We start from the raw sequence: 22912 nt of genomic DNA, 5'->3' as shown, positions 1-22912 counted from the left end.
TTTTTCTCTTTCTTTTATCTTAGCTGTGTTTGATAGATATTTAAAAATACCTCATCAGTCATTTTTACCATAGCCTCTTTTGATTTCATAGATAAATATTTATCTACATTAATTGGTTGATTTATATAAATATATGTTTTTCTAAAAGGTTTATAAGTTGAAACAATTTCAACAGGCAATATATCCTTTTTCGCTTTTAAGGCAATATAGGCCACACCATCTTTCATATTCTCACGAGATATATTTTTTGTTCTCGTTCCCTCTGGAAAGATTCCAAGTGTTTTTCCTTCTTTAAGTAAGCTTATTGAGTTTTTTAAGCTAGCTAAGTCACGACCCTTACGGTCTACAGGAAAAACTCCAAGTCCTTTTAATAACCAGGCAAAAAACTTGTTTTCAAACAATTCTTTTTTAGCCATAAATTTTATTTGAGGCGGAAAGGCTATTACTAGAAATATCGGATCAAATCCAGATTTGTGATTGGCACATAAGATATAATTATCTGCTGGTATATTTTCATATCCTACTACATGGACTCTATAAAGTGGCCATATAAAAATTTTAGCTATTATTCTTATAATTCTATAAAACATCTGATTTTTCCATATTCTTTAGTATTAGATCAATCGTCTGATCTATATTTAAATTTGAGTTATCAATCTCAATTGCATCCTCAGCTTTTTTTAAAGGTGATATTTCACGTGTGGAGTCGTATTGGTCACGGGAAATTATCGCTTGTTCAATTTCTTCAACTGTTAGTTTTGATTCTTTTTGCTCAAATCTTCTTATGGCCCTCTGCCTAGCATTTGCAGTTAAATAAAATTTATACTTAGCATTTGGAAATACAACAGTACCGATGTCTCTACCATCAAGTACAAATGATTTTTCTTTTGCAATTTCTCTTTGCATATCAACTAGTCTCTCTCGTACAAGAGCAATTGCAGAAACCCATGACACATTTTTAGTCACAATATCTGTCCTAATTTCATTTTCTACATTTATATCATTTAAAAATATTTCATTATCCTTAAAATCTATTTTTATATTATTTAAGGCCTTTGATATTTCCTCAGTACTTGAGTCTTCATTTAAAGAATGTTCTAGAAAATAAAGAGTTGCTGCCCTATACATAGCACCAGTATTTAGGTATTCTATATTTAAAATTTTTGCCAGTTTATTTGAAATAGTTGATTTTCCAGAACCACTTGGCCCATCTATGGCAATTATATAAGTCATATTCTCTCCTTTATAGCACTTGCTGCAGCAAATGCGCTTGTAAATGCGATTTGTAAATTAAATCCTCCAGTTAAAGCATCTATGTCTAAGACTTCTCCAACAAAATATAAATCAAAAACTAGTTTTGATTCCATAGTTTTAGGATCGATATCTCTGACATCTACTCCGCCTTTAGTAATAACCGCAGTATTAAATCCGCCGAATTTATCAAAATCCAAGGTAAAATTTTTAATATTTTTTACTATTCTACTTCTCTCATCTTTTGTAATTTGATTAGATTTTTTATCTGGATTTATGTGTGCTCTTTTTATTACTACTGGGACTAAAGCATTTGGTAAAATTGGGTCTAAAACATTTGATATATCCTTATTAGAATTTTTATCAAATATTTCTATTAGAGTTTTATCAAGTTCATTCTCATCTAAAACTGATAAATTTAGTGAAATTTGTCTTACATCTGTTCCCACTATAAAAGAAGATAGTCTTAAAACACTAGGTCCTGATATAAAGTTTTTTGTCAATAAAACTGGTCCTAATTGCGAAAAATCTCCTTTATTTGTTTCTGCTTTTATTTCTATATTTTCAAGGGATAGGGCTTTTATATTTTCTAAATCTTTATCCTTAAAGAAAATAGGCACTAAAGATGGAATTGTTTTTGTAACTTTGTGTCCAAAGTTTTTTGCAAATTTATATCCATCACCAGTTGCCCCAGTATTTGGATATGACAATCCACCTGTTGCAATGATTAAATAATCAAAATCGTAATTTTTTTTATCAGTTTTAACTAAGAATTTTTCGAATTTTTTAATACTTAAAACCTCAGTATTTGTAATAAGTTTTATATTATTTTTTATAATTTCTCTTTTGAAAAATCTTATTACATCAGTACTTTTTTGAGATTTTGGAAATACTCTATCATATTCTTTGGTAACTAATTCTAGACCTTTGCTCTGAAAAAAATCCATGCTAGCATAGTTATCATGCTGGCTAAATGATGAATATAAAAACTTTTGATTTGTCACAATGTTTTCTAAAAATTCATCATAAAACTTTGCATTTGTTATATTGCATCTACCATTGCCAGTCATGAGGATTTTTTTGCCAATCCTATCATTTTTTTCAAGTATAGTCACATCTGTATTTTGATTTTTTAAATTTATTGCAGCATAAAGTCCACTAGCTCCAGCTCCAATGATTCCTATTTTTTTCATATACTATAAAAATTTTACCATAAAAAAAAGAAATAGATAACTATTCCTTCCATAAAGAAACAAATTCCATTTCTTTGTCATCAAATTTCCTGTATTCGCCTTCTTCTAATTTATCAAGATGTATTGCACCAATTCTTGTGCGTTTTAGGTCAATTACAGTTGATCCAAACACAGCAAACATCCTTCTAATTTGGCGGTTGTATCCTTGGCGGATAGCAACTATATATGTGTTATTTTTTATATAGCGAATAGCAGCATCTGATGTCATCTCACCATTACCGATATCAAGACCACTTTTAAATTTTTCGATTTGATTTTGATTGAGCAATTTATCAACTTTTACTATATATTCTTTGCTAATCCCAGATGAAGGATGGATTAGAGAGTTTGTAAAATCTCCATCATTTGTAATTATCAAAAGCCCATGGCTATCCTTATCGAGCCTACCAGCCGCGAAAAATCTTTCGTCAATGTCAATTAGATTATTTAAATCTTTGTCATTATGAGGGTCAAAATTACTTGTTATATATCCAACTGGCTTATTTAGTTTATAATAAAAATATTCTTCTAGTTTTAATATCTCACCATTGATACTTACTATATCATCTTCCTTTACATCATATCCCATTTCATTTAAAACATTCCCATTTATTTTTACTTTTCCAGCTAAAATTAACTGATCTGCTTTTCTACGAGATGTATATCCTGATTGGGCAATAAATTTATTAATCCTCATAACTATCCTCTTCTAACTCTTTAATTTCAGGTAATTCTTTAAGGGAAGATATATTAAAATATTGCAAAAATAATGTAGTAGTTACATAAATAATCGGCTTGCCAATTTTCTCCAAGCGTCCATTTTCTTTTATAAGTCCACGTTCTAAAAGATTATCAATTGTAGTTTGAGAATTTATACCACGGATCTTATCAACTTCTGCTCGAGTTATTGGTTGCTTATATGCAATTATTGATAGAGTTTCTAAGGCTGAGGATGTTAATTTTTTTTCGCTTTTTTTAACAAGGGCAGAGAAATACTTATCATGTTTAACCCTTGTCACAAACTGGTATTTTTCATCAAAATTATTTATCAAAAGCCCACTTTGATTTTGCTTTCTTTCTGCAACCATCTCATCGATAGCTATCTTTATTTGATTTTTATCTGCATCAGTTATTATTGTTGAGAGATCTTCTATACCAATTGGTTCGCCCCAAATGTATAAGACCTCTTCAATAAGTCCTTTTAGATAAATTTTATCCATTTTTTCCTACATTCTCTTTTTAATATGAAATTTATTTCCTTGATTTTGTTCTAAATATATTTCTCTTAGCTTGCAAAGTTCTAAAAGTGCCAAGAAACTTGCTATACATTCTGCCTTTGTATGGATTTCATTTATTATTAGATCAAGTTTCAAATCATTTCTTATATCTAAAGCCTTTCTATAGCTTGATAAATAATCATTTACATCTGGTATCTTGATTTGAGAAATGATGTTTTGAGGTTTTTCTTCCTTTTCTATTCTTTTTAAAAGCTTTTGAAATTGATTGGCTAAAATTTTTACATCTTTAGTAATTATCTCTTCTTCTGCTTCAAATTTTGCCAAGTCTTCCCCATATTTGCTATGAATTTTTCTAGCTTCTGCTTCTAAGAGTTTTAAATCATCCTGAACCGATTTTATTTTTTTGTACTCAATTAGATACGCAATAAAATCTTCTTCTAGATTTTCTTCCTTTTCTCTAGGTAATAGTTTATTTGATTTTATATTTAAAAGTACTGAAGCTATGTATATAAAACTACTTAAGTCTTCTATAGCAGGGTCCAGCTTTTCGATCTCCGATAGATAATCATTAGTTACATCTTCTAGATTAATATCGTAAATATCAATTTTTTGTTTTTCAATTAGTTTTAATAACAAATCAAAAGGGCCTGTAAAGCCCTCTAGTTCAATAGTAAATTCCATTAATTATTTTTATTCATTATTGCATATTGAATAGCAATTATTGTTTTTGCATCTGTGATTTCGCCATTTTCTACCATATTGTAGAGCTCATCTATAGGATAAGATTTTGCTTCTAGGTTCTCATCCTCATCTAATTCAAGTTTTGATTCTTTTAAGTTTTTTGCTACAAAAAATAATAATTTATCATTTGTAAATCCTGGAGATGCATGCATAGTAAATAAGAAATCTATTTGTTCTGGGAAAAATCCCACTTCTTCTTGTAGTTCTCTTTTTGCAGATTCAATTGGAGCTTCATTTGGGTCAACTAGACCTGCTGGAATTTCTAGCATTACTTTATCAACTACAATCCTATATTGGCTAACCATCCATAATTTATCATCGCCGTCATAAGCTATAATGCCTACTCCTTTTTGGTGGTCTACAATTTCTCTTTTTGAATATTTTTTATTTTGTAATTCTACCGTTTCAACTCTGAGTTTTAAAATTTTGCCATCATAAATAGTATCTGATTTTATCGATGTTTCGTAAAATTTATTTTCGCTCATTTCTTAATTCCTCCGCCATTTCAAGCATTTCACTTGCTGAATTTATGGTTATATCTGTTATATTTACTCCGCCTATAAGTCTAGCTATTTCCAATATACGCTTTTTACCTTCAATTTTTTGTGTAGATGATATAGTAAAATCTCCCACATCTTCTTTACTAATCAGTATATGATTGCTTGCAAGAGATGCAATTTGTGGCAAATGGCTTATAGCTATTACTTGCCTTTTGTTTGATAAATCGAGTATTTTTTCACCTACAATTTGGGCAGTTCTTCCTGATATTCCTGTATCAATTTCATCAAAAATCATTGTATCTACATCATCAAAATCAGCAAATATTTCTTTAAAGGCTAACATAATCCTGGATATTTCACCGCCTGATGCTGTTTTAGTAAGAGATTTTAGATTTTCTCCCTTATTTGTTCTTATCAGAAAATCTACTTCATCAGCTCCTGTAGTATCAATATTTTCTTTTTTACTAAATTCTATCTTAAACAAACCATTTTTGATATTTAAATCAGCAATGGATTTATTTATATTTTCTTCAAGAATTTTACTTTTTTTAACTCTTATCTCATGGAGTTTGTTTGCATTTTTATCTAGCTTTTGGTCAATATCTGATAAGATATCATCTAGATTATCTCTTAAATCTTCAATCTCATCCAGTTCCTTAATTCTAGCTGAGATTTCATCATAATAGGATATGATATCATCGATATTCGCCCCATATTTTCTCTTTAGATTATAAATGTGTTCTATAAGATCTTCTAATTCTGCAGCTCTTTCTGGATCTCCAGTTAAAGTTTCTTGATAAATATCCATCTCTGAATAAATATCATTGACTTCATCATTTAGTGCAGAAATTCTATCATAAAACTCACTTACCTTACTATCGATATCAGAAAAAGAATTAATTTCACTTAGTATTGTTCCAAGCATTGAAGAGATTGAATTTACATCATAATCGCTATTATCCAACACACCCTTCGTAAGCTCTATAGACTCTCGCAAAGCATTGATATTATTTAGCTTCTTGTATTCTTCATCAATTTCTTCTTCATTTATAGAAAACAAATCAATTTTATCAATTTCCTCGATTTGGTATTTTATCAAGTCTCGTTCTCTAGTTATTTCTTCATCTGACAGATTTAGATTGTTATATTTTACTAAATATTCATTTTTTTGATTAACTAAGGCCTTAATCATTTTTCTAAGATCGATAGTTTCTTGATCGTTAGAATAATTATCGATAAGATAAATATAGTTTGCCTTGTTCATAAAAGCATTAGAATCGCCTTGATTATAGATATCAATTAAAATTGGTGATATCTCTCTAAGTATAGTAAGATTTGCCACTCTCCCGTTAATACGCAAAGTGGATGATTTTTGAGAAATAGTTCTATTTACTATTAGTTTATTATCATCTTCATCAAATATAACACCATTATTTATAAGTATATCTTTAGCCTTTTTATCAAGCTCAAAAACTCCTTCGATTACAGTTTTATCTGCAAAACGGCCCACTATATCTTTGTCAGCTCTTTTTCCTAAAAGCAAATTTATAGACTCTAGAATTAAAGACTTACCAGATCCAGTTTCTCCAGTTAGTACATTAAATCCATCTTCAAAAAATATATGATTTCTTTTAATAATTACAAAATTATCTATAAACAGCTCAGAAAGCATTATCTAACCATATCCCTTAATTCTTCTATCAAATCATCTAGGGCATCAAAATCTCGTGGTGTAATAAACATAGTATCTATTCCTGTTACTATACCTTGAATATTTTCAAGTTTTGCATTTGTAATATATTGGCCACAAACAGTCGCACAGTATGAAATAGTTTTTATCACACAAAATTGTCCACTTTTTTCAACAGAAAGTACAGACTCTTTAAAAATCTTTTCCATACGCTCATTTAAAGTATCATATACTGTATCTACAACAGTATATTTATATTCATAATCATCTGTTTGTACTTTTGAAATGCGAAGTTCCTTGATATCTCTAGAAATTGTAGCTTGTGTCGCATCAACTCCATGATCCCTAAGCATTTGAGAAAGCTGGCTTTGAGTTTTTACTTCATTATTCTGAATAATATCAAGTATTAGTCTTTGTCTAGTATATTTTTTCATATTATTTCCTTATTTCTCGCGCACTGATAGATAGTCTATCAGAAATAATAAAAAATCGTTATTTTCAAATTCTAATATCGATGATTTTGCTTTTTTATTTATATCATCTAACAATTTTATAGCAGCGGACTTATCTAAAACATTTAAAATATTAAGTTCATCTGTATAGCTATCTTCTAATAAATCGTCTTGGATTTGGTAGGCCAAACCTAAATTATAGGCAAATTCTTCTAATTTTTTCACTTTTTGATCTGAACAATTACTAACAATAGCAGCAGAAACAATAGAAGCTTTAAATAAATCAGAAGTTTTTTTATCATAGACATTTAATAAATAATCTTTATTATAATCATTAGGACATCTTAGGTCTAATACTTGGCCCTCGACCATACCCTTATAACCTGTGTGTTCAAAAAGATATCTTCCAGCCTTTGAATAGTCTAAATTCTCACTGGCTAAATCAAATATTAATGAACTTGCCTCATTTAAAAGAGCATCCCCAGTTAATATTGCAATATCTTCACCAAATTTAATATGTAAAGATGCTTTTCCGCGTCTCATATCATCATCATCCATAGCTGGTAAATCATCATGAACTAATGAATATGCATGAACCATTTCCAAGGCTAAAGCAAAATTTAAGTCTAGATCCGTAATCACTTTATTAAACATTTTTAAAGTTTCAAGATAAAGATTAGCTCTGATTCTTTTTCCAGAATCCATAGCATAAACTAAGGGCTCTACTAGCTTATATTTATCAGTAAAATATGAAATTGCTTTCTTATCTATTAAATTTCTATTATCATTTAATGATTTTTGAAATATTTCCTTATTCATGCTTGCCTATTACTTCAATTTTTGCTTGGTATTCTGAAAGCTGAGATTTAAGCTCATCATAAAGACCATTTGCTTGTTCATATATCTTTATACTCTCATCCAAGTTTTCTTTGTTTTCTTCTAATTTTTCTAAGAGTTCTTCAATTTTTTTTAAATTTTCTTCAAATGATTTATCCATCAGTAACTACTGCTTTTATCCTTCCATCACTAAAGTTGATTTCAATCTCATCCCCTATATTTATAGAATATTTTGAAAATATTTCAGCATTGTGAGCATTTTTGATCACTATATTTTCTTTCCTAGATTCAATTAATGTTTTTGCAGATTTCAGTCTTGCTTCTAATAAATTGAGTTTGCTTATATTATGGGCAATATTATTTTTTATTGCCTTGTCCATAGCAATTTTTAAACTTTTAACATCTTTATTTTTTTGCTCAACACTGTTTTTGGGATTTTCTGCTTTTAATTTTTGTTTTAATATTGCAAGTTTGTATTCATTTAGCCTTAGTTGACCTAAAATAATATCTTTCATCAAAGATAAATTTTTCTTCATTTCACTTTCTAAATTTGTATAATTTGCAATAATATAAGATCCTGCTTCGGTTGGAGTTTGTAATGATAAGTCAGCTACCAAATCTAATAAGGTTGTATCAATTTTATGTCCTATTGCTGAGATAATAGGTGTATTTGACCTAAATACTTGTTCAATTATTTCCTTATCATTAAAAACTGACAAGTCTTCGCTCGATCCCCCACCACGTGTAATTACAATTACATCTAAATTCATTTTTTCCAAATCATTTAGACCTTTTAAAATCAAATCAACTGCATCATTTCCCTGAACTTTTACTGGAAATAATTTTATATTGATATCATTCGGTTTTTGATTGATTACTGAAACAAAGTCTACTATGGCTGCTCCATCTTTCGAAGTTATAAGACCTACATTTTTGGGTAGTTTTGGAATTTGTTTTTTATTTTCTAAATCAAAGTATCCTCGATTTTTAAAGTCTTCTTTCATTTTGATAAACTTTAAATATTCTTCTGATACTCCATTTTCCTTTATTTCATTTGTAATTATGACTACTCTAGATGAATAGTTGTTATAGGAAAAATTACCTCGAACTAAAACATCCATCCCCTCCTTAAAGTCAAAATCAATATCCTTATCATCGTAATAATAAATCACGCAGTCTATAATATCGTTTCCTTCTTTAAGAGAAAAATATAAATGGGCGCCATTAAACCTAATATTGGCAAGGCTACCATTTATATAAACTCTTGTTAGGATGGGATCATGTTTTATGCTAGTTTTAAAATATTCGTTAAATTGTTTTACAGAAAGAGCCTTTAACATATTATTTTCTTACAATTTTCCCTAAAACTGAATTTATCATTTGGTAATCATTGTCATCAGCATAAGTTTTTGCAAGCTCCACAGCTTCATTTATAGATACAGAAACTGGGATATCCATGTAGGTCATTTCATTTAGGCTTAAAAATAATATTGCTTTCTCAACTTTTGATAAACGACTATATCTCTTTTTTAAAGATTCTTCTAAAGTTTTTTCTATATTTTCATAATTGTTATTGTAAGAAATTATAGATTCCCTTATAAAATCTTCATCAGCTATGTTGTGATTTTCCAATGTTTTTTCAACATCTGATATTTTATTTATACTGTCCTCATAGATGAGTTTAAAAACCCACTCTCTTTGCTTACTACGCTTCATTAGATTACTAATTTGTCCACAGATACATTTACACGTGATACACTAAGGCCTGTCATAGATTCAATAACTCTTACTACATTTTCTTGAATATTTTTTACTGTTTTTCTTACATTTACATTTTTATCAAGATTTACACTAAGATCTATTAAAAGTTTACCATTTGAATGTGTAACTGTACTTTTTGGGCCATGTTGCGAAATATTTAGTTTGCTATCATTCTCTTCTTGTCCACAAACTCCATTTATCTCTTCACTTGCTCTGATAGCAAGTTGATCTAAGATTTCATTTGCAATCTTTACTTGCCCATTTCTAAAATTATTAGCCATCATTTCTCCTTAAACTCTGGATAGGTAATCTCCAGTTCTTGTATCAATTTTGATTGTGTCTCCTTCATTTACGAACACTGGAACGTTTATTACTGCACCTGTTTCAACTGTAGCTGGTTTTGTAACGTTTGTTGCTGTATCACCTTTGATAGCAGGTTCTGTTTCTGTAACTTTTAGTTCTACAAAATTTGGTGCTTCAACACTAAATGGATTGCCATCATAGAATTTGATTTGAACTGAGTCGTTTTCTTTTACATATTGTATAGCTTCTTCTACAGCCTCGTATTCTATACCAATTTGTTCAAAAGTTTCAGGATCCATAAAGTAGTATAGAGTACCGTCATTGTATAAATATTGCATTTCTGTAGTAGAGATAACAGCGTTTTCAAATTTTTCATTTGGGTTAAAAGTTACATCTTTTGTTCCTCCACCCATAACTGATCTAATTTTAGCACGCACAAAAGCAGCACCCTTACCTGGTTTAACGTGTTGAAAATCAACTACTTGGTAAACATCATTGTCATATACAAAAGTAACACCTTTTCTTAAATCATTTGCAGAAATCATAATTCCTCCTATGTAAATTTAGTTTACATTATTATACCATATTCTGTATTTTTTTGGAAATTTTATTAAAATTATATTTCAAATATATCTAAAATTATTCTTATTCATGAAATAAAATACAATTGGGGTATAAAGATTTTATGAAAACTTTAGCAATAATTTCGGAATTTAACCCCTTTCATAATGGCCATAAATACTTATTGGATGAAGCAAAAAGATTAACAAATGCAGATATCTCTATAAGCATTATGAGCGGAAACTATGTTCAAAGAGGAGAACCAGCAATAATAGATAAATTCGCTAGATCAGATAGTGCCATCAAAGCTGGATTTGATATGATAATTGAAATGCCAACATTTATCACCTTACAATCTGCAGAATACTTTGCCCTAGGATCTATCAAAATTTTGGAAAAAATCGGCATAGATTATTTATGTTTTGGTATTGAGAATATAAATTCTGATGATTTTTTAGAAAAAGTAAATTTATTAATTGACAAATCCAGTGAGCTTGAAAGATTAACTAAGGAAAATCTTTCTAATTCATCTTTCACCAAGGCTCGTTATGATGCTACTTGTAAAATACTAGGAGAAAGTAATTTTATCACTGCAAATAATATACTAGCTCTAGAATATATAAGAGCTATCAGGAAAATTAATTCAAAAATTAAAGCTATACCGATTAATAGAATATCATCTTTAAATAGGGATAGTGACTTAAGAAAAGAAAAAATTTCTTCATCAACTGCAATTAGGAATAATATTTTCGCTGACTACAAAGATCACGTCCCAGATTATTCTTACAAGCTTTTAGAAAAAAATAAAATAGACTATGGCATCCCTAATATGGAATATGAATATGATTTATTTAAATTTTTGCTGCTTATAGATAAAAAACCAATGGTAAATATTTTGGGATATGAAAATGGAATTGATAATTATCTTTCAAAAATTGCTAGTAAAAACAATTTATTTGAGCAATTTTTAGACGAAGTCACTACTAAAAGATACACTTCTTCTAGGATTAAAAGGTTAATTTTAAATTATATCTTAGATAATACGAGTAAACTTAATGATTATGATCCAAATTTCTATAGAGTGTTGGCATTTAATAAAAAAAGTGAATATATTTTTAGAAATGCAAAAAGTAAATCAATACTAACAAAAAAAGATATGGATAATTTAGATGGTGATGATTTAGAAATATTATCACAAATGATTAAAGCTTCAAATTTATATAATCTTTCTACGAATCGAGAAATAAATAGGGATTTTACAAAAAAAATAAGACGCTATTAGGAAAACTAATGGCGCCTTATTTTATTATCTAGATTCTAGAATAGATCTTCTATTTTTTTCTAATTGTTGAGCTAGAGTACTGAAGTTTTCTGATGAAGATGAGAATAATTTGTCGATATACTCATATGATTGTTGTCTAATTTTATTTGCTTCAGTTGCTGCTTCTTGTAAGATTCTGTCCGCTTCTGTTCTAGCTTGTAGAGTGATTTCGTGTTCAGAAATCATTTTTTGGTATTGAGTTTTAGCTTGTTCTTTGAAGTTTTGAATTTCTTTATCAGCATCTGCTAGTCTACGATCAGCTTCAGCATTAGCTTCACCAATAATTCTATCTTTTTCTTGATAAGTCCACTCAGCTTGTTTAATTTCTTGAGGTAGAGAATCTTTCATTTCATTTAATATTTCATAAATTTCGTCTGGATCCACTGATACTTTTCTAGAAAATGGAACAGCACTTGCTTCATCCATAACATCTTCCATTTCATTTATTAATTCTGTAATTGTACTTGCCATGTTTTCCTCCTTAATAATTGAATTTTTCTTTCATTTTACGTTCAACATCTGCGCTTACAAAGGAGGAAATGTCTCCTTCAAAGCTTGCAACTTCTTTTACCATGCTTGAGCTAATGTGCGAATAATCAGGATTGCTTAAAAGATAAACTGTTTCAAGTCCTTTAAAAAGTGCTTCATTTACCCTTGCAAGATTTCTTTCATATTCATAGTCAGCCATGCCCCTCAGCCCCCTTGCAATTATGTGTGCATTTTCTTCTTTTGCAAAGTTTACCATCAGGCCATCAAATGTTTTTATAGTTACATTTTTAAGATTATGGTCATCTATATCTGATTTTATCATTTCGATTCTTTCATCTAGGGTAAAAATCGGATTTTTATTACCATTTATCAAAAGTGCAACTACTACTTCATCAAACATTTGACTAAGTCTTTTTATAATGTCAAGATGCCCAAATGTTGGTGGGTCAAAGGTTCCGGGATATATTACTTTCATTTTATATAAATTTTAACTATTTTCCTTCCATAAGTTTTCTCTTTAATGAGATATAAATCATATGTATCAGAAAACTCAATGTTTCTATCTGATTCAGTTATTACTATACCATCGTCATTTAACAATTCATAATTTAAAATTAATTCGATAGATTCTGTGATATATTCTTCATCATAGGGCGGATCTAGGAATATATAGTCAAACTTTATCCCTTTATTTTTATAATTTTCCAAGGCCAATTTATAATCTAATTTACTAAGCTCATAATTTGGATTATTAATTTTTTCTAAATTTTCATTTAGAGTTTTTAAACTTGACCTATCTATCTCATTAAAATAAATAAAATCCATACCCCTTGATAAAAATTCTATACCCATTTGCCCACTTCCTGCAAACAAATCTAGGGCATTACCATTTGTCTTCATTGGATAAAGCATATCAAAAATTGCTTCCTTGATTTTATTATCAGTAGGTCTAGTATTTTTATTTTTGGGTGCGGTTAGATTAAAACCCTTATATTTTCCTGCTACTACTCTCATTAATTTAAAATTATCCTTTTATCCATTTCAAAAAATTTCTCTACATAAGAAAAATTTACGCCTCTAAAATTATTTGCTTTTAGATAATCAAATATTTTAAAGCCCTTATCAATCTCTTCACTTGCCATATTTAAAAACTCTATTTGGCTGATATTTCTACCGTGTTGGATGGATGATAAAATTTTACCACCACCACGTAGGTCAAAGTCTTTTTTTGCAATATCAAAGCCATTTTCGTTATTTACCAAGATATTTAATTTTGCCATATTATCAGCATGTTTACTTACTAAATAACAATATGAATCGTATTGGCCTCTACCAACCCTGCCTCGTAATTGGTGGAGAGATGAAAGTCCAAAGTGATTTGCATTATAAATTACCATTGTGTTAGCATTTGCGACATCTATTCCAACTTCAATTACTGTGGTTGAAATCAGAATATCTATACGCCCTTCAGCAAATTCTTTCAAAGTTTTATCCTTATCGGCGGCTTTCATATCCCCGTGAAGTTTTTTTACATTCCTCGTTTTAAATTGTTTTATATAACGTTTGTATAGCTTTTCTACACTATTTTTATCATCGGCATCGATATTATTTGAAACTACATAGACTTGTCGTCCTTCATCTAAATTTTTGTTTATCTCATAAAATAATGTTTCTTCCATTGCCTCAGTGATTACACTTGTAGTAATTGGTTTTCTGCCTTTTGGAAGTTCATTTATCATTGATAAATCTAAAATTTTAGATAATCTTAAGGAAATTGTTCTTGGGATTGGAGTTGCAGTCATGGTAAGGTAATTAACTTTTTCACCTTTTTTGCCCAAAGCCTGCCTTTGTCCAACACCAAATCTATGCTGCTCATCATTTACAACAAAACGTAAATTTTTAAAAATTACATCTTCTTGAATAAGAGCATGTGTGCCAATTACAATATCAATTTCACCATTAGCAAGTTTTTCCTTAATCTCATCCTTATTTTTTTGAGATCCAGTTAGCAACCCTAAATTCAATCCAAATTTGCTAATTAAATCTAAATTTTTTTCGTATTGTTGGATAGCTAAGACCTCTGTTGGAACCATCATAGCAGCTTGATAGCCATTTAAGGCAAATATAATCATTGCAATTATAGCAACAATTGTTTTTCCAGATCCTACATCACCAATTAATAACCTATTCATCAATTGATCTTTGCTTGCATCATTTAATATTTCTTTTAAAGAAATAAGCTGAGATCTAGTGAGTTTAAATTCTAATTTCCCTAATATATTATCCAAATCATATTTTAGATCTAAACTTTGTTTTCTTTGGAGATTTTGATTTATATAGTCAATATAGATAAGTTCTTTTACAAAATCTATAATTTTAATTTGTGACTTAGCGGCCATCAAATTTTCTTTTTCAGTAGGAAAATGAATTTGATTTAAATTATCCAGCTTAGTATTAAAGGAGATCTTATTCAAAATACTAGTATCTAAAATCTCTTCATCCTTATCAAAGTTTTTAAGGCTTTCTTTAATAAATCCAGATAATTGCTTTTGATTTATCCCACTTGTAAGCGGATAGATTGCAATTATGTTGCCAATCTGCTCATCATCTAGTTCACAAAAAATTGGATTGACAGTCTCGTAAATCCCATTTTCTGATTTCACTTTACAATAAAATTTATAGTTATCTCCCACTTTTAATTTTTGATGTGAGAATCTATCATTAAACCATATGATTTTTATTTTTTGATTTGTCTCTTCTTCAAAGGCAAACAAGTAAGTTATAATCCCTACTCTGGTACGATTTTGATATGACCTACTTACTATTTTCCATTCAAAATATGATTTTTTATCTGGATTTGCCTTTAATATATTTGTTTTATGACTTCTATCCTCAAAACTAGTCGGATAGTAATTATACAAATCAGAAACCGTGTAGATATTTAGTTTTCTTAGTGTATCTTTTTTCTTTTTTCCAATGCCTTTTAGATCAAGTAAGTCCATTATTCAAGTGTTATTGTGTAATAATAAACTGGTTGTCCACCATAAACTAGCTCTACATCGACATCTTTATTTTTCTTGCTGATTTTATTTACCAAGTCTTTGGCATCTTTTTTGTCTACTTCTTCTCCATAATATAGAGTAATAAGCGATAAATCTTCATTATCTTCTAATGCACTTGCAATAGTTTTTAATGCTGTATCAACAATTTTTGCATTTGATGTTACGATATTACCATCTAGTATTCCTAGATAATCATCTCTTACAATTTCTATGCCATTGATTGAAGTATCACGGATAGATATAGAAATTTCAGCTACGTGCATTTCTTTGATAGCATCGTTCATATTTTCTACATTTGTTTCAATATCACTATCTTCGTCAAATTCTAGCATTGCAGCAAATGTTTCTGGTATAGATCTAGTTTCTACAACGACTGCATTTTTTTCTGTAATTTCAGCTGCCTGTTTAGCACTCATTATTATATTTTTATTATTTGGGAAAATAATAATGTTTTCAGCATTAACACGATCTAATGAATTAAAAATATCTTCTGTGGATGGGTTCATAGTTTGGCCACCAGAAATGATTTCGTCTACATTCATTGATTCTAAGATTGCATCATAGCCTTCGCCGCGACTTACAGCTATAAAACCATACTTTTTAGCCTGACTTGACTTTTTGCTTGTAACTTTTTCTGCATTTGGTTTTAAATTTTTAAACTCAGCCTTTAAAATCTCTCCATCTACAGTTAACATTTGTAGTAACCCATATGGGTTATCAGTTTTTAAGCTTGCTTTTAATACTTCATCTTCAAAAGATTCTTCTATTTCATCGGCCATTGTTTCAAGATTCTTTAAAATAGTTTTATAAGACTCTTCTGTAGTGGCTATCTCAAAACTTAATTCATAAGGCAAATCTTTTTTTGCTGCTTGACTTTTGCTATGAATATCCTCGATTTTGATATCACTATTTAAAGCAGTAAATGCACCTTTAAGTAGAGTGATCAATCCTTGTCCACCAGAATCAACCACACCTGCTTCTTTTAATACTGGAAGTTGATTTGGTGTGTTATCTAATGCTATTTGCCCTGCACTAATTATTTCAAATAGATACTCATCTAAGTTAATTTCTTCGCTATAGACTTCATTTGCCTTATCAGTCATCTTTTGACTAACTGTAAGGATTGTTCCCTCAGTTGGCTTCATTACAGCCTTATAAGCTGTTTGATTTGCTATTTGAAAAATTTCTTTTATATCAGAAATTTCGATAATATCTTTGCCCTTAATAGCTTTAGATAGCCCTCTTACAAGTTGAGATAGGATAACTCCGGAGTTCCCACGAGCTCCCATAAGGGTTCCTTGGGATAAAGCTTTTGCAATTTCATAGCAACTAGTACTATTTAATTGATTAACTTTATCAACCCCTGACTTCATAGTCATAGTCATATTTGTTCCAGTATCTCCATCTGGAACCGGAAAGACGTTTAATTGATTAACCATCTCTTTATTTTCATTTAATAATTCATAAGCTCCAATTATCATCTGGTGGAGTTTATTTGCATCAATTTCTCTCATATTCACCTACTGTCCTATTCCTTGCACCAAAATATTTACATCAGAAACTCTAACATTTAGAGATTTTTCGACTGTATATTTTACATTGTCAATTATATTTTGTGCTACTACTGAAATTCTTACACCATACAGGATAAAAATTGAAATATTAATTGTAAGAGTTCCATCATCTCTTCTATGTATTTCTACACCTTTGCTCATATTTTCTAGTTTTAATAATTGATAAATATCATCTTTTGCTGATTGTGATGCAAGGCCGACTACACCGTATGATTGCATTACTGTAGCTGCAACTATGTTGCTGAGTACAGAATCATCTATAGTAACCTTGCCTAAATTATTTACGTATTTTATAGACATTGTATCCTCCATTATTTGGACCTATTATATCATATATATTTGTTATATTATACTATAAGCATTCTAGATTTGCTGTATATATATTGACAAAATAATCTTTTGTGTTAATATATAAACGGATATATGACAACATTTTCATAATTGCAAAGGCAATAAGTACACTATGAAGTTTGAATATATTTATAAGCTAAATGTAATATTTTAAGATAAGCCCTAGGCTTTAGTACACACTTAAAATATTTTATCATAAAGATTGGAAATAAAATGGATTATCTGAAAATAGTTAAGGACAATTGTATCAAGTGCGGGCTATGTACTGATAATTGTCCATTTTTGAGTAAATATAGTATAAACTTATTAGATTTTACTAAAAGAGAAGACTTAGCTTATTCATGCTTTTTATGCAATAAATGTAGTGATGTTTGTCCTAAAAATTTAAACGGCAAATATATTTCACTGGCATTTAGACAAAATACTCCAAAATATAAACTCGTAAAACTTACTAAAGAATCCTACCCCTTTAGAAACCTTCCAAAAAACAAAGGTAAATCAAGGGATCTTTTATATCTAGGTTGCAACTTTCCAGCATTTTATCCAGAAACTTCTAAGACTTTAATAGACTTATTTAAAGATAAGGGTTTTGATTTTTCTATCGACTGTTGCAAAAATCCAGTTAAAAGCTCAGGATACAAAGATACTCCTAGTAAGTTATTAGATGATCAAATAAAAAATCTGGATATAGATAGGATTGTAACTGCATGTCCAAACTGCTACCATCAGATGAAAAATAAATACGATGCTCAAATAATTTCTATATTTGAATGGCTAGAAGAATATAATTATATAAAAGACATAGATCATGAATGCAATGTATTTTACCCATGTTCTGATAGATATAATAGAGAAATATTTGAAGTCATTAAAAGACACGCTCCAAAATGGCAAGATAAGTTTAAATCAACTAATTGCTGTGGTGCAGGAGGTCTAGCAAGTAAAAAGGAAAAAGAAATAGCAGATGGTATGGCTCAATCTATTAAAAATGATGAGATTTATACTTATTGTGCAACTTGTTCTATGCGATTTTCCAAATATAACAAGGTCCACCACTTTGTCTCAGTATTTTTAGGCATCGATGAAGAAGTAAATACGGATTATTTAAAAAATGCACTTAAAGCGAAATTTTTTAAATAAACAGGAGAATAAATGAAAAAATTAAATATTAATCAAATCATAAAAAAACTTGGCCTTTCATTTTTTACTTTGTTTTTTGTTTTAAGTATTACAGCTTGTTCAAATCAAAATGCAAATGAAAATACTGCAGAAAATGAAAAAGTAAGCGAAGAAACATCAGACAGCAATGAAGTAGAAGAATCAAATGAAGAATCAAAAAATGGTGAAAAAAAAGAAATTGCATCTGAAACTATCAAAGATTCTGATGACGGTGAAATACTTGATTGCTGTGGAAGGACAAAAAACAAGGATATTTTTGTTACAGCTGAGTATGTAAAAGATGTAATTGATGGCAAAGAAGATGTTGGTGATTATGTAATAGCAGAAGTTACTTGGGGTGAAGCTGACGCCAGCGAGGATTATTTAAAAAATCATATCCCAGGAGCTATTCATATAAATACTGATACTATCGAAGAGGGCCCAGTTTGGAATTTAAAAAGCGATGATGAAATTGTAAAATCAATGCTAGATTACGGAATTGATAAAGATACAACAGTATTTTTATACGGTCCTGATTCTGGAGCACCAAGAGTAGCTCTAGCCTATCTGATAGAAGGTGTTGAAAACATAAAGCTAATTGATGGCGGCCTTAAAGTTTGGATGGACAAGGGTTATGAAACAGAAGATGGTGAAAATAAAGCAGTTGCCAAAGATGATTTTAAAGGTGAATATCCTGCCCACCCAGAATTTATAGTGAGCCTAGAAGAAGCTAAAAAAGACATTGAAGATGAAAATGATGATGTTCAATACATTTCTACTAGAAGCTATGAAGAATATGTCGGTGAAACCAGTGGATATTCTTATATTCCAAAAGCATGTGAACTGCCAGGTGCAATATACGGCCATGATGAAGCGAACTATAAAAATCCAGATGGAACATATATCATCTACACAGATATGATAAAAATGTTAGAGGCTGAAGGTGTAGACACCAGCAAAGAAATGGTATTTTACTGCGGAACTGGTTGGAGAGCTGCCCTGCCAATCCTAAAATTCTATGAAAAAGGAATTACTGCAAAATTATTTGATGGTGGATGGAACGAGTGGCAAATGCATGATGAACTTCCTGCCCAACTTGGTGATCCAAAAGATGGTGCAGAAATAAAAAAAGTCGGCGACTTATCAAATGACAAAGCCACAGAATAAAAATATTATACTTTCGATCTTTCAATTAATTTTCTTATTAGGCATTTTTTTAATCCAATACTTTTCAAGAAAAAAAATGGGAGTTCAAAGAACACTAGTTTACTATAATTACAATTTAGAAAATAATTATAATATTAAAATCATAATAATACTTATTAGCTTGGGATTATTGATTTATTTAATCTATAACTTTTATAAGTACAAAACATTAAGAGTTATTAATTTATTGTCTACAATTGCAATATTAATCTTAATGACCATTAATATTAATAAATTTAAGCTTACTAAATATGCAATATCATTTTTATTGCTATTGATAAATATTTTAGAATTTAACAAAATAGGAGAAAAATATGAAAAAAACAAATAAACTACTTACACTTATGCTAATTGGTACTTTTGCCCTAACAGGTTGTGGAAATAACACAGCTACAGCACCAGAAAAAACAAAAACTGAAGATACTACTTCTACAGAAAATACAAGTGAAGATACTAACAAATCAGAAACATCTACAACAGATGAAGCAACCACTGATGATACTGCTAAAGATAATTCCGAAACTGAAGTTAAAACAATTACAGGTGAAGAACTAGATAAAATCCAAGAAGATAACGACGAAAAGGAAAAATATCTAGTAATTGATACAAGAAAAGCTGAAGCTTACAAAGAAGGACACGTAAAACACGCTATCACACTTCCAGCTGATGAATTAGCTGAAAGAATTGATGAACTAGCTGATTCTAAAGACAAAAATGTTGTTGTTTACGGTGAAACTACTGGAAAAGCAGAAGAAGCTTATAAGACTTTAGTAGATAATGGATTTACAAATGTAAAATCTGCTGGAGCATATGGAGATTTTGATTACACCACAAAAACAAAAGTAACATCAGTATCAGGACCAGAATTTATAGAACTTGCAAAAACAGGCGATTACACAATCGTAGATGTTAGAGATGAGAAAGACTACAATAAAGGTCACTTAGCAGGAGCAATTAATGTTCCAGTTGATCAAGCAGAAGAATTAATCAAAACATTACCAACTGATAAACCATTCTTAACACACTGCTACTCAGGAAACAGATCATTTAAAGTAGCTGATATGTTAGCAAATGAAGGCCATGAAGTAATAAACGCTCTTGATGGTACTAAAGAATACGACGGATATGATCTATCTGAAAATTAAGGTAATAAAATATGACACAGAGACACACAGATAAGACAAATCCACAAGAAGAACGATTAAAAAATTCTTCTAAACTTGCTATTTTGGTGCCCCTATTAGTTTTATTACTAGCTTATTTCATAATCCCATCATTTAGAAATGGAATTAATAACGCTTTAAAAGCCATCAGTACTGGTGGTTTAAGTGGTGTTATTGAATACATCCGTGGTTATGGCGCAAAAGCAGCTGTAGTTTCTTTTTTATTAATGGTTTTACAATCTGTTATAGCACCTATTCCTGCAGTTTTGATAACACTAGCCAATGCAGCTATTTTTGGCTGGGTTAAGGGAGCTATACTTTCATGGTCTTCAGCTATGGTTGGAGCCGCATTATGCTTTTTTATAGCAAGATCACTAGGCCGTGATGCAGTTATCAAACTTTCTAGCAAAGGAGCTTTAGAAAATATCGAAGATTTCTTTGCAAGATATGGTAAACACACTATTCTTTTAGCAAGACTTTTACCATTTATATCTTTTGATATTGTAAGCTATGCTGCAGGACTTACATCAATGGGTTTCTGGGGATTTTTCCTAGCCACAGGACTTGGACAATTACCAGCAACTATTGTGTATTCCTACACAGGTGGAGAGCTTGATGGCGGAGCACGTGGAATATTTATGTTTGTAATAATCATATCTATCCTTGCTGTTCTCGTAGCTTTCATAAGAAAAAGATACAATGAAAAACACAAAACAAATCTATAATGTTATTAAAGCTATCCTAGTGATAGCTTTAATAGTTTGGGTAAATAAATCAATTAATATAGATATATTACAAGCAAAAATAGAATCTTACGGAGCTTTAGCACCTATAATATATATAATCGCATTTACAATACTTCCTGTCTTTTTATTCCCGACCCTTAGTATTGTAATAGTAGGTGGAACATTGTTTGGATTTTTAAACGGACTAATATATACAACAATTGGGGTTGCTACAAATACAACACTGATGTATTTAATCTCACACAAATATGCTAAGGATAAAGTTTATAATATCTTAAAAGATAAATTACCTGATCAATATTTAGATTTAATTTATACTAAAGATCAGAAAAAACTTATAACTACTTTTATTATATTTAGACTAGTACCTGCAGTTCCTTATATTTTTGAAAACTATCTTGCAGGCTTAACTGAAATAAAATTTGTACCATTTTTACTTACTACTATCATCTCAGTTATTCCAGGAACTTTGGTTTATTTAAATGTAGGGACAGCTATAACAGATGTGGGTAGTAAAGAATTTATAATTTCAATAGTAATTCTTGTGGCATTTACAGTATTGACCCTCCTAGCTAAAAAAATATATGATAAAAAACATGGTAACAATAATAATTCCAACTTATAATGAAGTAGAAAATGTAAAAAAAATTGAAAAACAATTAGCTAAAATAAAGGGAGATATCGAGGTAATATTTACTGATGGTTTTAGTAGTGATGGAACTTACGACCTAATCACATATCCTAAAATAAGAGAAACAAAGTATAGATCAAATCAGATGAATGCAGCAAGTAAGTATGCCAAGGGTGATTACTTATTTTTCCTCCACTGTGATAGCTATATAGGTCCTGATTGTATAAAAGTAATAGAAAAATCCAATCTTGATGCAGGTTGTTTTACCTTAAAATTTCATCCAACAAATCCTAGCCTAGATTTTATAGAATTTTTCTCAAATCTAAGGGTAAAGAGAAAAAATATTGCTTTTGGTGACCAAGGCATATTTATAAAAAGAGAAATTTTCGAAAAAATCGGAGGATATAAGGCAATTCCTTTAATGGAAGATTATCAATTATCTATGGATATCAAAGACCATGGTTATAAGTTAAAGCAAGTAGACTACCCTATATATACTTCCTCAAGAAGATTAAAAAATCATCCCCTAAGGACTGGATTTATGATGAAAATTTTGCAAAAAATGTATAGGAAAGGTTATGATATAGAAAAAATAGCTAAACTTTATAAAAAAATATAAAAAAGACGAGGATCATTCCCCGTCTT

29 protein-coding genes are annotated in these 22912 nt (G+C 29.7%); 8 read left to right on the top strand and 21 right to left on the bottom strand.

Features of this window, described 5'->3' with window-relative positions; translation table 11 throughout:
* Positions 1–14: 14 nt before the first annotated feature.
* From JNO63_RS04650 to efp, 15 genes are read right to left on the bottom strand one after another with little or no spacing between them, the layout of a single operon-like run.
* A complete protein-coding gene (locus JNO63_RS04650; RefSeq protein WP_203127331.1) occupies positions 15–590 on the bottom strand; it encodes a lysophospholipid acyltransferase family protein in 576 nt (191 codons plus the stop codon).
* Positions 580–1233 carry a (d)CMP kinase gene (cmk, locus tag JNO63_RS04645; protein ID WP_203127330.1) on the bottom strand — a complete coding sequence of 218 codons (654 nt, stop codon included), beginning with the start codon at positions 1231–1233 and terminating at the stop codon, positions 580–582. Before cmk ends, JNO63_RS04650 begins: the two co-directional genes overlap by 11 nt.
* Positions 1230–2444 (bottom strand): NAD(P)/FAD-dependent oxidoreductase, encoded by a 1215-nt coding sequence (locus tag JNO63_RS04640; protein WP_203127329.1) that lies wholly within the window; start codon positions 2442–2444, stop codon positions 1230–1232. Before JNO63_RS04640 ends, cmk begins: the two co-directional genes overlap by 4 nt.
* Positions 2445–2484: 40 nt before the next feature.
* Positions 2485–3180, bottom strand: coding sequence for a pseudouridine synthase (locus JNO63_RS04635; RefSeq protein ID WP_203127328.1), 696 nt, complete (start codon positions 3178–3180; stop codon positions 2485–2487).
* Entirely contained in the window at positions 3170–3703 is a 534-nt protein-coding gene (scpB, locus tag JNO63_RS04630; RefSeq protein ID WP_203127327.1) for an SMC-Scp complex subunit ScpB, read from the bottom strand. Before scpB ends, JNO63_RS04635 begins: the two co-directional genes overlap by 11 nt.
* A 6-nt stretch (positions 3704–3709) precedes the next feature.
* Entirely contained in the window at positions 3710–4402 is a 693-nt protein-coding gene (locus JNO63_RS04625; RefSeq protein ID WP_203127326.1) for a segregation and condensation protein A, read from the bottom strand.
* Positions 4402–4947 (bottom strand): NUDIX hydrolase, encoded by a 546-nt coding sequence (locus JNO63_RS04620; RefSeq protein ID WP_203127325.1) that lies wholly within the window; start codon positions 4945–4947, stop codon positions 4402–4404. The genes JNO63_RS04625 and JNO63_RS04620 overlap by 1 nt, the downstream gene beginning before the upstream one ends.
* A complete protein-coding gene (gene recN, locus JNO63_RS04615) occupies positions 4934–6634 on the bottom strand; it encodes a DNA repair protein RecN (RefSeq protein WP_203127324.1) in 1701 nt (566 codons plus the stop codon). Before recN ends, JNO63_RS04620 begins: the two co-directional genes overlap by 14 nt.
* Entirely contained in the window at positions 6634–7086 is a 453-nt protein-coding gene (locus tag JNO63_RS04610; protein ID WP_203127323.1) for an arginine repressor, read from the bottom strand. Before JNO63_RS04610 ends, recN begins: the two co-directional genes overlap by 1 nt.
* Before the next feature lie 9 nt (positions 7087–7095).
* Complete coding sequence (locus JNO63_RS04605; protein ID WP_203127322.1) at positions 7096–7923, bottom strand: polyprenyl synthetase family protein; 828 nt, start codon at positions 7921–7923, stop codon at positions 7096–7098.
* Complete coding sequence (xseB, locus tag JNO63_RS04600) at positions 7916–8101, bottom strand: exodeoxyribonuclease VII small subunit (protein WP_203127321.1); 186 nt, start codon at positions 8099–8101, stop codon at positions 7916–7918. Before xseB ends, JNO63_RS04605 begins: the two co-directional genes overlap by 8 nt.
* On the bottom strand, positions 8094–9281 hold the full coding sequence (xseA, locus tag JNO63_RS04595) for an exodeoxyribonuclease VII large subunit (RefSeq protein ID WP_203127320.1): 1188 nt from the start codon (positions 9279–9281) through the stop codon (positions 8094–8096). The genes xseB and xseA overlap by 8 nt, the downstream gene beginning before the upstream one ends.
* A 1-nt stretch (position 9282) precedes the next feature.
* Entirely contained in the window at positions 9283–9657 is a 375-nt protein-coding gene (gene nusB / locus JNO63_RS04590) for a transcription antitermination factor NusB (RefSeq protein ID WP_203127319.1), read from the bottom strand.
* Complete coding sequence (locus JNO63_RS04585) at positions 9657–9983, bottom strand: Asp23/Gls24 family envelope stress response protein (protein ID WP_203127318.1); 327 nt, start codon at positions 9981–9983, stop codon at positions 9657–9659. Before JNO63_RS04585 ends, nusB begins: the two co-directional genes overlap by 1 nt.
* 9 nt (positions 9984–9992) lie before the next feature.
* Positions 9993–10550 (bottom strand): elongation factor P, encoded by a 558-nt coding sequence (gene efp / locus JNO63_RS04580; protein ID WP_203127317.1) that lies wholly within the window; start codon positions 10548–10550, stop codon positions 9993–9995.
* Positions 10551–10690: 140 nt separating this feature from the next.
* Between efp and JNO63_RS04575 the strand changes: the two genes are divergently transcribed.
* Positions 10691–11848, top strand: coding sequence for a tRNA(Met) cytidine acetate ligase (locus JNO63_RS04575; RefSeq protein WP_203127316.1), 1158 nt, complete (start codon positions 10691–10693; stop codon positions 11846–11848).
* A 24-nt stretch (positions 11849–11872) separates the two neighbouring features.
* Here JNO63_RS04575 and JNO63_RS04570 read toward each other — a convergent pair whose 3' ends face one another.
* From JNO63_RS04570 to JNO63_RS04545, 6 genes are read right to left on the bottom strand one after another with little or no spacing between them, the layout of a single operon-like run.
* Positions 11873–12358: an ATPase gene (locus JNO63_RS04570; RefSeq protein WP_203127315.1), complete on the bottom strand. Its 486-nt coding sequence runs from the start codon at positions 12356–12358 to the stop codon at positions 11873–11875.
* A 10-nt stretch (positions 12359–12368) separates the two neighbouring features.
* Positions 12369–12851: a pantetheine-phosphate adenylyltransferase gene (gene coaD, locus JNO63_RS04565; protein ID WP_203127314.1), complete on the bottom strand. Its 483-nt coding sequence runs from the start codon at positions 12849–12851 to the stop codon at positions 12369–12371.
* Positions 12848–13390, bottom strand: coding sequence for a 16S rRNA (guanine(966)-N(2))-methyltransferase RsmD (gene rsmD, locus JNO63_RS04560; RefSeq protein ID WP_203127313.1), 543 nt, complete (start codon positions 13388–13390; stop codon positions 12848–12850). The genes coaD and rsmD overlap by 4 nt, the downstream gene beginning before the upstream one ends.
* Positions 13390–15378, bottom strand: coding sequence for an ATP-dependent DNA helicase RecG (locus JNO63_RS04555; protein WP_203127312.1), 1989 nt, complete (start codon positions 15376–15378; stop codon positions 13390–13392). Before JNO63_RS04555 ends, rsmD begins: the two co-directional genes overlap by 1 nt.
* Positions 15378–16952, bottom strand: a complete 1575-nt coding sequence (locus JNO63_RS04550) for a DAK2 domain-containing protein (protein ID WP_203127311.1) — start codon at positions 16950–16952, stop codon at positions 15378–15380. The genes JNO63_RS04555 and JNO63_RS04550 overlap by 1 nt, the downstream gene beginning before the upstream one ends.
* A 6-nt stretch (positions 16953–16958) precedes the next feature.
* Positions 16959–17312, bottom strand: coding sequence for an Asp23/Gls24 family envelope stress response protein (locus JNO63_RS04545; RefSeq protein WP_203127310.1), 354 nt, complete (start codon positions 17310–17312; stop codon positions 16959–16961).
* A gap of 264 nt (positions 17313–17576) precedes the next feature.
* On the opposite strand from JNO63_RS04545, the gene JNO63_RS04540 reads away from it, so the two are divergent.
* The 7 genes from JNO63_RS04540 to JNO63_RS04510 all read left to right on the top strand — a co-directional run bounded on the left by JNO63_RS04540 (position 17577) and on the right by JNO63_RS04510 (position 22886).
* Positions 17577–18503 (top strand): (Fe-S)-binding protein, encoded by a 927-nt coding sequence (locus tag JNO63_RS04540; protein WP_203127309.1) that lies wholly within the window; start codon positions 17577–17579, stop codon positions 18501–18503.
* Positions 18504–18515: 12 nt separating this feature from the next.
* Entirely contained in the window at positions 18516–19688 is a 1173-nt protein-coding gene (locus tag JNO63_RS04535) for a sulfurtransferase (RefSeq protein ID WP_203127308.1), read from the top strand.
* A 76-nt stretch (positions 19689–19764) separates the two neighbouring features.
* Positions 19765–20058: a hypothetical protein gene (locus JNO63_RS04530; protein WP_203127307.1), complete on the top strand. Its 294-nt coding sequence runs from the start codon at positions 19765–19767 to the stop codon at positions 20056–20058.
* Positions 20042–20872 (top strand): rhodanese-like domain-containing protein, encoded by an 831-nt coding sequence (locus JNO63_RS04525; RefSeq protein WP_238390475.1) that lies wholly within the window; start codon positions 20042–20044, stop codon positions 20870–20872. The genes JNO63_RS04530 and JNO63_RS04525 overlap by 17 nt, the downstream gene beginning before the upstream one ends.
* A gap of 11 nt (positions 20873–20883) precedes the next feature.
* Positions 20884–21615, top strand: a complete 732-nt coding sequence (locus JNO63_RS04520) for a TVP38/TMEM64 family protein (RefSeq protein WP_203127306.1) — start codon at positions 20884–20886, stop codon at positions 21613–21615.
* The gene (locus JNO63_RS04515) at positions 21590–22261 is read left to right on the top strand and encodes a TVP38/TMEM64 family protein (RefSeq protein WP_203127305.1); all 672 of its coding nucleotides are present in this window, start codon (positions 21590–21592) and stop codon (positions 22259–22261) included. The genes JNO63_RS04520 and JNO63_RS04515 overlap by 26 nt, the downstream gene beginning before the upstream one ends.
* The gene (locus JNO63_RS04510) at positions 22233–22886 is read left to right on the top strand and encodes a TIGR04283 family arsenosugar biosynthesis glycosyltransferase (protein WP_203127304.1); all 654 of its coding nucleotides are present in this window, start codon (positions 22233–22235) and stop codon (positions 22884–22886) included. Before JNO63_RS04515 ends, JNO63_RS04510 begins: the two co-directional genes overlap by 29 nt.
* Positions 22887–22912: the final 26 nt, after the last annotated feature.

Origin of the sequence: Anaerococcus sp. mt242 (assembly GCF_016798225.1) — a bacterium.
Taxonomy (GTDB): Bacteria; Bacillota; Clostridia; order Tissierellales; family Peptoniphilaceae; genus Anaerococcus.
This window is presented reverse-complemented; position numbering and strand designations above follow the sequence as displayed.